The following is a 10,811-nucleotide window of genomic DNA, read 5'->3' as shown; positions in this document are numbered from 1 at the left end:
TGTCGCCGAAAGTCCAAGGGTTCCTGCGCAAGGTTAATCCACGCAGGGTCAGTCGGCCCCTAAGGCGAGGGCGAAAGCCGTAGTCGATGGGAATCAGGCGAATATTCCTGAACCTGCCAGAAGTGACGAATGCAATATGTTGTCAGTCCTTATCGGATTGGACTGGCTTTTGGCGCATTCCAGGAAATAGCTCTGGCATATAGACCGTACCCGAAACCGACACAGGTGGACTGGTAGAGAATACCAAGGCGCTTGAGAGAACGATGCTGAAGGAACTAGGCAAATTACTCGTGTAACTTCGGGATAAGCGAGACCCGTCATTGGGCAACCATTGGCGGGTGGCACAGACCAGGGGTAGCGACTGTTTAGTAAAAACACAGGACTCTGCGAAGTCGAAAGACGACGTATAGGGTCTGACGCCTGCCCGGTGCCGGAAGGTTAAGAGGAGGTGTGCAAGCACTGAATTGAAGCCCCGGTAAACGGCGGCCGTAACTATAACGGTCCTAAGGTAGCGAAATTCCTTGTCGGGTAAGTTCCGACCTGCACGAATGGCGTAACGACTTCCCCGCTGTCTCCAGCATCGGCTCAGCGAAATTGAATTCCCCGTGAAGATGCGGGGTATCCGCGGTCAGACGGAAAGACCCTATGAACCTTTACTGCAGCTTTGCAGTGGCATCAGAGATAGTCTGTGTAGGATAGGTGGGAGGCTTTGAAGCGGGGGCGCCAGTTCCCGTGGAGCCATCCTTGAAATACCACCCTGTCTCTCTCTGATGTCTAACCGCGACCAGTAAGCCTGGTCCGGGACCCTGCATGGTGGGCAGTTTGACTGGGGCGGTCGCCTCCCAAAGTGTAACGGAGGCGCGCGATGGTGGGCTCAGGCCGGTCGGAAACCGGCTGTCGAGTGCAATGGCATAAGCCCGCCTGACTGCGAGAGTGACAGCTCGAGCAGAGACGAAAGTCGGCCATAGTGATCCGGTGGTCCCGCGTGGAAGGGCCATCGCTCAACGGATAAAAGGTACTCTAGGGATAACAGGCTGATCTCCCCCAAGAGTCCACATCGACGGGGAGGTTTGGCACCTCGATGTCGGCTCATCACATCCTGGGGCTGGAGCAGGTCCCAAGGGTTCGGCTGTTCGCCGATTAAAGTGGTACGTGAGCTGGGTTTAGAACGTCGTGAGACAGTTCGGTCCCTATCTGCCGTGGATGTTGGAGACTTGAGAGGATTTGTCCCTAGTACGAGAGGACCGGGATGAACATACCTCTGGTGCACCGGTTGTCGCGCCAGCGGCACAGCCGGGTAGCTAAGTATGGACGGGATAACCGCTGAAAGCATCTAAGCGGGAAACCCACCTCAAAACTAGGTCTCCCCAAGGGTCGTGGTAGACCACCACGTTAATAGGCCAGATGTGAAAGCGTGGTAACACGTGCAGCTAACTGGTCCTAATCACCCAATAGGCTCACTCCTTCACTGTCCTAACCGACAGACCGTGCACAGAAATCATCCATGCACAACGTCATACACTCACTCTCTCAAAAACCAACCGGTCCACACCACCAAAGGGTGGTCTGGATGACCTGGTGGCTATGGCGGGGCGTGTTCCACCCGATCCCATCCCGAACTCGGCCGTGAAAAACCCCAGCGCCTATGATACTGCGGCTTAAGCCGCGGGAAAGTCGGTCGCCGCCAGGTCTTCCAAACCACCCTATCAATACATCCTCACCCGCGGGGTGGAGCAGCCCGGTAGCTCGTCAGGCTCATAACCTGAAGGCCGCAGGTTCAAATCCTGCCCCCGCAACCATCTTAAGCCACCCAATCGGGTGGCTTTTTTTGTGACTAAATCATACCGCAACGGGAAAAAACGAAAGTAGAAACTGCTTCCGTAAAAACCCATCATCACACACACTCTCTCTCGTCCCTCATGCAAATGAAAGAAGCGCAGGGGAGGACCCAGAAATGGCAGACTGCTAGTGCATTAATGCAAAGCCTCCTTAAAAACAGAAATCGACTAGTTTGATTTCCATCTTTATGCACTGTGTAAGAAGCACAGCGGACTGAGAGTTCAGGGTTTTTGAGGCGATATGGAATTACGACAACTGGAAGCTTTTGCTGCCGTCATTTCAACGGGGAGCATTACAGCAGCAGGGCGGCTGCTTTCGCGGTCTCAGCCAGCTGTAACCCGCCAGATACAGGAATTAGAGGCAGAAATCGGTTACGAGCTTCTGATCCGGAATGGTCCCAAGGTAAGCCCTTCGGAAAAAGGGTATCAATTTTATCAGGAGGTTGAGCCTGCTCTTCTGAATCTGCGCCAGGTGCGAGAGCGTGCGCGCGAAATTGAGCAGGAAAAAGAACCCGCCATTCGTATTGCAGCAACGCCAGCTTTGGCTGCGGGTTTGCTGTCCAGTGCCCTGGCCCGGTGGTGCCAACCTGATACAGAGTTGAAAATCAGAAGCCTACCGCCCGAGCGTGTTGTGCAGGGGGTGCAGAACGGTTTGGTGCACGTGGGGGTTAATAGCCTGCCGCTGGAACATCAAGGGTTGCGGCTCCACTGGCTTGGTCAGGCATCATGTGTCATGGCTGTGCATCAAAGGGACCCTTTGGCACAGTTAGAGCGTATTCCCTTGGAGGCATGTGCGGGCAAGCGCTTGGTCGCTTTTGAAAATCCCTATCGTGCCAGAGGGCGGGTTAGTCGCACATTCGCTGAGGCGGGTCTTTCAACCGCAGGGCTGATTGAGAGCAATGTGTCTATCAATATTCTCATGGCTGTGCGGGCTGGCTTGGGTATCGCGATTATTGACCCGGTGACAGCGTATAGTATTCCGCTTCCGGAAGTTGTTGTTCGCCCGATTGATATTGATATACCGTTTCTTTTTGGAGCGATTACTCCTGAAAGAACAAGATTGAGAGATGATGTTTCTGAACTGATAGAGATTATTGCAACGGAAGCGTGTCGCATAGTGCCGGGCTTTCATTTGCATGCCGCCAAGGACTATACCGCAGTGCTGGAGCGTTATAGTCCCGATGCACCGTTTCGTATTGCTGAAGGTGCAGGGAACGCTGAAGTATCCTCTTGAAGAGGGTAATACGAATCTACAATGTAAAATAGACCGGATTCGATATGTCGGATGCTGTGGCGCATATTCCACAGATCATCGGGGCATGGAGTTTTTCTCAAAAATTATTCCAAATATATTTGGGTTTAAAAACTATATATTTGAAGGAGATAGAGGGAGAGCCGCTCTCTGCGCCTTCATATTTCACTATTATTAAATGCTATTAATATCTGTGCTCAAAGATTTAAATTCATAATGGTTCGTGAAATCCCTTCCATTATGCGATTTTGTCATGGTAGGTTATTTTTAATAACTTATGGACATGATAAAACTATGACTGTCTCAGCACATCCTGTTGCGGCTTCTGGAGCATTGATGACGGTAGAGGTGCTACTGTTGCGATGTTCAGGCTGTATTCGCCTGAAAAGGCGATATTTTTTCTGAAAAAAGTGGGTAATCCTAAGAAATTCCTCCGGTCCTGTTCTCATAGGCCCGACTGACGGTGGCACATTATGTATGCATCCTTGATATCGCATCGGTGGCGGCGTGGGGGCCTGCTGACATCTGCGGCTCTTACTGTTTTTCATATGCACGCGGCTTATGCCGACACGGCGGCACAGGCAACAACTCATACCCAACAGAAAGCAACTTCTGCTGCACAGAATGGCGCGGTGGTGAAGCCTGTAGCCGTCAGCAGTTCGGCAAAGGCAGTGGCATCTTTGCAGTCTGGTGCGGCACCATCGCTGGCTGCGGGTGAAGCGGTGATTGTGACGGGCACAAATCGCAGTCGTGTTACGCAGCTCAAAAGCTCAACGCCAATCTCGATTGTTACGGCGGAGCGGCTCAGCCAGACTGGGGCGGCTACTTTGGGGCAGGCGCTGGAAATGTCTTCTCCTTCCGTCAATTTTCCTGCTAACCGCGCCAATACGTCAGCGACGGCGACAAAGCAGGTCTCTCTTCGCGGGCTCTCACCTGACGAAACTTTGGTGCTGGTGAATGGGCACCGTTGGTATCCATCGGCCTCCGTCAATACTGGCGACAGTTTTGGTCGTGGGTCGCAGGCGGTTGATCTGGCGGCAATACCAATATCTGCGATTGATCATATCGAAGTTCTGTCAGACGGAGCATCGGCTCAGTATGGGTCGGATGCTGTGGCCGGTGTTATCAATATTGTGCTGCGCAATACTGACAAGGGTGGAGCTGTTGGTGGTCAGGCGGGTGTCTATTCCAGCGGGTATGGTTTTACCTCGCAGGCATCCTGGTGGAAGGGGTTTGCCCTGCCACACAAAGGGAAACTGACCATAAGTGGTACGTATGACCACCATGATTTTGTGCCCCTTAATTCCGGCACAGATACGCGCTGCTACTATTGCGCCACAAGTAGCTATCCGACTGCTCATCCAGAAAAGGAAGCTTCTGCACCAGGGCGGAACTGGCAGACTGGCATGGGCGAGGGATACGATCTGGCGCTGGCTGCCACGTTGGACCAGCCTATTACTGACAAGCTCGATTTCTATGGCCTGTTTAACTATAGCCAGCGAGAAACAGCCGGTGTCAGTCCGCTAAGGCTACCCAATGCCAATACCAATGTCGTGGGTCTGACGCCTGATGGCTACCAACTGCGTGGGTGGGGGCGGCCGCAGGATATAGCCGGTATGGCAGGGCTAAAGTACAAGAGTTCCATTGGGCTTTTTGATCTGGGTTTTACGTTTGGTCAGAACAAACTGAGTATGTACACGACCAACTCTGAAAATCCGTCATATGGCCTTAATTCACCACGGAATTTTTATCTGGGTCAATTGACTGACCAGATGAAAAATCTGGAGCTGAATTATAAGAAGGCCTTTAAAAATAACGTCTTTGCCTCGCCCATTACTGTATCAGCAGGTTTTGCCCAACGATGGGAAAACTACTTTCAGGACGCGGGTGACGTTGCCTCGTATAGCTTTGGCGGGGTCAGCGGCGTGCCGATCGGTGTGACAGGTGGAGGGTATATCACGCCCGAAGCCGCAGCTTATAACAGGGGGCGCAGCGCAACCTCCGGATTTATCGGTGTGGAAGCTGATCCTGTTAAAAAGCTGACGGTATCCCTTGCAGGCAGGGTCGAGGGATATAGTGATTTTGGTACCGCTATAACAGGCAAGGCATCGGCCCGATATGAGGTTAATCGCTTTCTGGCGTTCCGGGCTTCTGTAAACAATGCCTTCAAGGCGCCAACTATTGGCCAGCTCTCTCTTTTTCAGGACACGCCAGTGCAGGTTACGCCCAGTGCGGCATATCCCTCTGGCCGGGCTGAGACTTTGCTGGTGCCCTCGGATTCTGCCATTGGCCAGGCTGCGGGTGGTCGGGCGCTTAAGCCTGAAAAATCCATTAACGTCTCGGGTGGGACGGTTGTTACCATCAACAGGCATGCATGGTTTACGCTTGACGGATATTACCTGAAAATTCGGAATAGGATTGCTCTGTCCAATATTATCAGCGGTTCAAAAGTAAGCAGTGTGCTGTCTGCCGCGGGGTATCCTACTGTTTATGGGATTCAGTATTTTCTAAACATGGGCAGCACAACCACAACGGGCCTTGATTTTTCAGGGCATTATGATGTGCGGGTCGGGCGTGGAAACTTCGTTCTCAGTGGTGGTATTTCCTACAACCACACAAAACTGGACAATGTGACGGATGCAAGTCTGGGTGGGTCACCGCTGGTTGATTATTATCATGTGACCAGCCTGTTCTATCAGGCAACACCCAAGATGAAGACCATCTTTAACGAAACCTACAGTATTGACCGTTGGCGTTTTACGGCAACCCAGACGTATTATGGCAGCTATGGTGGGGCCAATAATCAGAACCCTGGTACGCAGGCCTGGTTCGAGCCATTGGTTACGGCTGATTTTACCGTCAGCTATGCGGCAAAAGGTGGGTGGGATGTGCTGATCGGGGTGCAGAACGCAGCCAATGCCAAACCAAAGATGGTTTACAATTCCGGCAATGGTGGCCGTCTTTCAAACTCCAGTCTGGCAGTAATCAACCCAGCCGGATCATTCGCGTATGGATCTGTTTCAAAAACATTCTGAAATAGAAGAATGTATGATGCTTGTCGGGAAAAGGGATCAGGCATGAAGTCGCATGGGGCAAAGCGTTTGAAGCTGGGCATGTCAATGCGTGGTCTGGGGTATCATCCTGCTGCGTGGCGTCATCCGGCAGTGCCTGCTGATGGTACGTTGCGTTTCGACCACTATCTACGCGTTGCCAAAGCGGCTGAACGTGGCAAGCTCGATATGATATTTTTTGCTGACGGGCTGGGTATTCGTGAAAGCGATATGCCGCGAGGTGCGCGCGTAAGGTCAGGGTATGAACTGGTTGAACTTGAACCCATGACCCTTTTGCCTGCTCTGGCTCCTTTGACCAGGCACATCGGTTTGGTGGCTACGGCCTCGACATCCTATAATGAGCCTTTTCATATTGCGCGTAAATTTGCTTCGCTCGACATTATCAGTGGTGGGCGTGCAGGCTGGAACGTGGTGACATCGTGGTCAACGGCTGAGGCGCAGAATTTTAACCGTGACCAGCACTATGATTATGAAACACGCTATGACAGGGCAAAAGATTTTGTCGATGTTGTGGAGGGGCTGTGGGACAGTTGGGAGAGTGATGCCCTTCTGTATGACCGTAAGTCTGGCCATTTCTACGATGAAGCCAAGATGCACGTGCTTGCGCATGCCAGCAGGCACTTCAAGGTGCGTGGGCCGCTCAATGTTGCGGCGACTCCCCAAGGGCGGCCGATCATTATTCAGGCTGGCGCCGCAGGGCAGGGGCGGGAACTGGCTGCCGCCCATGCCGATGTTATTTATGCCGGGCAGAACACACTTGCTGAGGCCAGAGAGTTTTATGATGATGTCAAAGCCCGTCTGCCGGGTTATGGGCGTAAGCCGGATGATCTGAAAATCATGCCCGGTCTGCGGCCCATTGTTGCCCCGACACGGGCCGAGGCACAGGCGAAGTTTGATGCCTTGCAGGACCTGCTTGACCCGCTGGTCTGCCTGTCCCGCGCCTATAATGTCCTGGGTGATCTGAGCGATTTTGATCCTGATGGACCTGTGCCAGAACCGAAGAATGCCCCGCGGATGAAGAGTTTTGTCGATCGTCTGGTGCAGGTTGCCCGTGAAAGGAAGCTGAGCATCAGGGAGTTTGGCCGCTATGTTGCGGGCGAGGGTGGGGGCGGACATTGCATTATTGGTACAGCGGCAGATGTGGCGGATACCATGCAGGAGTGGTTTGAGGCAGGGGCCTGTGACGGCTTTAACATTACCCCCAATCAATTGCCCGGTGGCTGCGAGGATTTTGTAGACATGGTTGTGCCTGAATTACAGCGTCGCGGGCTGTTCCGGCGGGAGTATGAAGGAACAACCCTGCGCGACAATCTTGGACTCAAACCGCATGTTAACCGTTATGCGGCAGCGCGGGTAAGAGAGGGAGCATAGCCAATGACCGCAGCGCCGACAGACCGGCTGAAACTGGCTGTTCTTATCAATGCCTCCGGCTCGCACATTGCTGGCTGGCGTCACCCACGCTCCGGTGCCGAGCAGACGGATGAACTGTCGCATTATTTGCAGATAGCCAAAAAGGCCGAGGCGGGAAAATTTGATATTGTTTTCTTTGCAGACAGCTCGGCCCTTTTTGATGGTACGCCAGAACATCAGGCACGTTACAGCCACGGCCTTGCCGCGACTGAACCTAAACGGCATTTGGAACCTTTTACTCTCCTGGCGGCATTATCAGCAGGCACAAGCAATATCGGTCTGGTGGGCAGTGCGACAACAACGTATGCCGAACCCTATAGTGTGGCGCGGGTCGTTGCCTCGCTGGACAGGTTAAGCGGTGGACGAGGGGGCTGGAACCTCATCACGTCTGCCAACCCGGCGGAAGCCAGTAACTTCAACCGCACACACCATCTCGACCACGCTACACGTTACGAAAGGGCGGAGGAGTTTGTGGATGTTGTCCGGGGCTTGTGGGACACCTTGGGAGATGGTGCCTATGTGCGTAACCGGGAGCAGGGTGTCTATTCTGATCTGACACAGATTTCGGCACTTAATTTTCAGGGCAAGCACTTTCAGGTTTCTGGGCCGCTGAATATTCTGCGACCACCACAGGGGCACCCGCTGATCGCTCAGGCAGGGTCATCGGAGCCGGGACGCCGTCTTGCGGCAAGAACGGCCGATATGGTGTTCACAGCGCAGCGGGATATTCAGGCAGCAAAAGAGTTCCGGGCGGATATTCGGGCGCGCACGCGGGCGGCTGGGCGCAATCCTGATCATGTTCTGGTTGTGCCTGGGCTGGTGCCGTATGTAGGGGAGACTCATCAGGACGCGCATGATTTCTACCACGAACTGCTTTCCCTTATTGTCCCGGATGCAGGTCTGGCACTGCTGGCAGAACTGGTGGGGGAGATTGACCTGCGCTCATACCCATTGGATGGACCCGTGCCTGAATTTGGGGAAACTCAGGGTTCAGTCAGCCGGTTACGCTTGATCGAGCAGTTGACCCACACAACCCGCCCGACCATCCGCATACTTTATGAAAGCATTGCCGGGGCAAGCGGGCACGGCTTTATTATCGGGTCACCTGTCGAAATCGCTGATTATATCGAGGAATGGTACCGGCAGGGGGCTGTGGATGGTTTTAACATTCTGCCGCCTGTGTCCCCCTTTGCCTTTGATCGTTTTGTTGACCTTGTTGTGCCGGAGCTTCAGCGCCGTGGCCTCGTGCAGTCAGCCTACAGGCCGGGGAGTTTGCGTGACAAGCTTGGTCTGCCTCGGCCCAAAAACTCACTTCTTTCATGAGTGGTCTCTCACCCTAAGCCTGTATTGGAAGGTTTGATCTCATGTTTAAAAAAGTATCTATTCTTTTGTCCGTTGCTTCAGCGTGCGTGGCCATTCCGGCTTCTGCCCATGTGCTGTATCTGGCACAGCGTGTGAGCCAGCCAACACTGGTCATAGGGTTTTCATCCAGTGATGAAGCCTATGACGCCCAAAAAATAAAAGATGTTAAAGCATTTTCCATAACAGGTGAGGCTGTGCCCGTTGTGGTTACCCGCTCTGCCGACCATGCTGTGCTGGCTCCGGCCTCTGACGCGGCGGTGATTGTTTCCACGGCTGACTATGGGTTTTATGCTCGTAAACAGGGTGCTAAATGGCAAAAAGGAAAACGCAGCACTCTGCCGGGAACGGATGAAGGGCTGCATGCGCTTAAATACAATGTTGCCATTGAAAAACCGGGTGCCAGTTTGACCTCGCATGGGCTTGGGCTTGGGCTTGAAATTGTCCCGCTGGAAGACCCGCTGACAAAAAAGCGTGGTGATCATCTGGCCGTGCGTGTGCTCTTGCAGGGCAAGCCATTGGCTGGGGCGCGTATTATCGAAAATTTTCTTGGCAATGACAGCGTTCTCTCCGCGCCGACCAATGCAGAGGGCAAGACGGATATTACCTTGCAGAATGACAAACTGAACGTTCTGGCCCTGGAGTATGACCAGCCTGTGACCAACGATAAGGACATCAATTTTAATCGCTATGCAACCTCTTTGAGCTTCTCTCTTGTGCATAATGAAGCGGACTGAATAAGCCCATGTTGCCTCTGATACGTCCTGTTTTTATGAGTGTTCTGGCTGCCAGCCTGCTCTGTGTTTCTGCCTGCAAGCGGCATGACGGGGGAACCTCCGCAGCGTTGTGTTACCCTGCGACCAAAGATCATCCTTTGGAAGATACCCTTGCCGTAGATACATCAGGCGGAACATTCTGGACGTTCTACGGCAACGCGCATTTCAAACCGTTTACACAGCACTGTGGTGTTGCTGTGCATGCGGCTGTCAGCGCGCATAATTTCGCGCAGTTGCGGGGCTATGTGCATAATCATTCTGTGCCATACGATGTTTCCTACACCGGGTCTCCTTGGGAGTTTGAGGAAGGGATCAAGGAAGGCCTGTTTCACAGACTGCCGGATGATTTCTGGAAACCTCTGGCCAGTGCTCTGCTACCTGGGTCCTATAATGCCTATGGCACATGGCTGAGCACATATGCCGAAGTGCTGGTGTATGACACCAGGGTCTTTGCCAAAGCCCCGACAACATGGGCAGATTTGTGGAATACAAAGGAATTTCCCGGTCCACGCACTCTGTACGACCATCCCTATATGCTGGTGATCGCCCTTTTGAGTGATGGTGTCCCCCCAGATGAGATCTACCCCCTGACAGATGACAAGCTGCGGCGGGCCTTTGGGCGGTTGGATCAGATCAGGCCCTCTGTCCGGGCCTTCTGGAGCACTGGTGATGAGCCGATCCAGGGCATTAACAGAGGGGATTTCACAATCGGTGTTGCGCAGAGTGGGCGGGCTGTCTCAGGCATTGCCAACCATTTTCCCATTGGCATGAGCTGGAAACAGAATGTGCTCAGCCATGCATGGCTGTTTATTCCAGAAGGTGGGCAGCATGTGGTGAGTGCGGAAGCCCTGCTCGCGTTTGTCAATAATGCCCAGCAGCAGGCTGAGTTTGCCAAAAATACCGGGTACGGTGGGGGTGCGCGAGATATTGCGCAGTTCCTCACGCCGCAGCAAAGCGCGGTTGTCACAACCAGTCCGGAAAATCTGGCTCAGTCTGTGGCTATCAATGACGATTGGTGGCGTGCCCATGGCGCACGCACAGCGCGCCTGTGGCAGGCTTGGGTGACGACTGGCAAATCCGGCCTGTAACAGAGCGTGGAAAGACA

General features: G+C 53.4%; 6 protein-coding genes, 1 tRNA gene and 2 rRNA genes (1 of these 9 running past the window's edge). All 9 read left to right on the top strand.

The genetic code is table 11. The annotated features are described in order from the left end of the window. Positions 1-1,465, top strand: a 23S ribosomal RNA gene (locus FLP30_RS02935) (it extends 1,270 nt beyond the left edge of the window). 109 nt (positions 1,466-1,574) lie between these two features. Next, a 5S ribosomal RNA gene (rrf, locus tag FLP30_RS02930) occupies positions 1,575-1,690 on the top strand. Positions 1,691-1,722: 32 nt separating this feature from the next. After that, positions 1,723-1,799 (top strand) — tRNA-Met (locus tag FLP30_RS02925). A gap of 280 nt (positions 1,800-2,079) precedes the next feature. After that, a complete protein-coding gene (locus FLP30_RS02920) occupies positions 2,080-3,072 on the top strand; it encodes a LysR family transcriptional regulator (protein ID WP_149278518.1) in 993 nt (330 codons plus the stop codon). Between the two features lie 653 nt (positions 3,073-3,725). Continuing rightward, positions 3,726-6,125 (top strand): TonB-dependent receptor plug domain-containing protein, encoded by a 2,400-nt coding sequence (locus FLP30_RS02915; protein ID WP_168200036.1) that lies wholly within the window; start codon positions 3,726-3,728, stop codon positions 6,123-6,125. Positions 6,126-6,167: 42 nt separating this feature from the next. Continuing rightward, positions 6,168-7,532 (top strand): LLM class flavin-dependent oxidoreductase, encoded by a 1,365-nt coding sequence (locus tag FLP30_RS02910; protein ID WP_149278516.1) that lies wholly within the window; start codon positions 6,168-6,170, stop codon positions 7,530-7,532. A 3-nt stretch (positions 7,533-7,535) separates the two neighbouring features. Beyond that, positions 7,536-8,894 carry an LLM class flavin-dependent oxidoreductase gene (locus tag FLP30_RS02905; protein WP_149278515.1) on the top strand — a complete coding sequence of 453 codons (1,359 nt, stop codon included), beginning with the start codon at positions 7,536-7,538 and terminating at the stop codon, positions 8,892-8,894. A 41-nt stretch (positions 8,895-8,935) separates the two neighbouring features. Continuing rightward, entirely contained in the window at positions 8,936-9,667 is a 732-nt protein-coding gene (locus tag FLP30_RS02900; RefSeq protein ID WP_149278514.1) for a DUF4198 domain-containing protein, read from the top strand. An 8-nt stretch (positions 9,668-9,675) separates the two neighbouring features. Beyond that, a complete protein-coding gene (locus tag FLP30_RS02895; RefSeq protein ID WP_149278513.1) occupies positions 9,676-10,794 on the top strand; it encodes an extracellular solute-binding protein in 1,119 nt (372 codons plus the stop codon). Positions 10,795-10,811 lie beyond the last annotated feature (17 nt).

Source organism: Acetobacter vaccinii (genome assembly GCF_008365315.1).
Lineage (GTDB): Bacteria > Pseudomonadota > Alphaproteobacteria > Acetobacterales > Acetobacteraceae > Acetobacter > Acetobacter vaccinii.
The sequence above is the reverse complement of the archived record's forward strand: the minus strand, read 5'-3'. Positions and strand labels throughout refer to the sequence as shown.

Bases quoted from the DNA above. Each gene is read 5' to 3' on its own strand.
- FLP30_RS02920 (WP_149278518.1), top strand. From the start codon at position 2,080: ATGGAATTACGACAACTGGAAGCTTTTGCTGCCGTCATTTCAACGGGG.
- FLP30_RS02910 (WP_149278516.1), top strand. From the start codon at position 6,168: ATGAAGTCGCATGGGGCAAAGCGTTTGAAGCTGGGCATGTCAATGCGT.
- FLP30_RS02905 (WP_149278515.1), top strand. From the start codon at position 7,536: ATGACCGCAGCGCCGACAGACCGGCTGAAACTGGCTGTTCTTATCAAT.
- FLP30_RS02900 (WP_149278514.1), top strand. From the start codon at position 8,936: ATGTTTAAAAAAGTATCTATTCTTTTGTCCGTTGCTTCAGCGTGCGTG.
- FLP30_RS02895 (WP_149278513.1), top strand. From the start codon at position 9,676: ATGTTGCCTCTGATACGTCCTGTTTTTATGAGTGTTCTGGCTGCCAGC.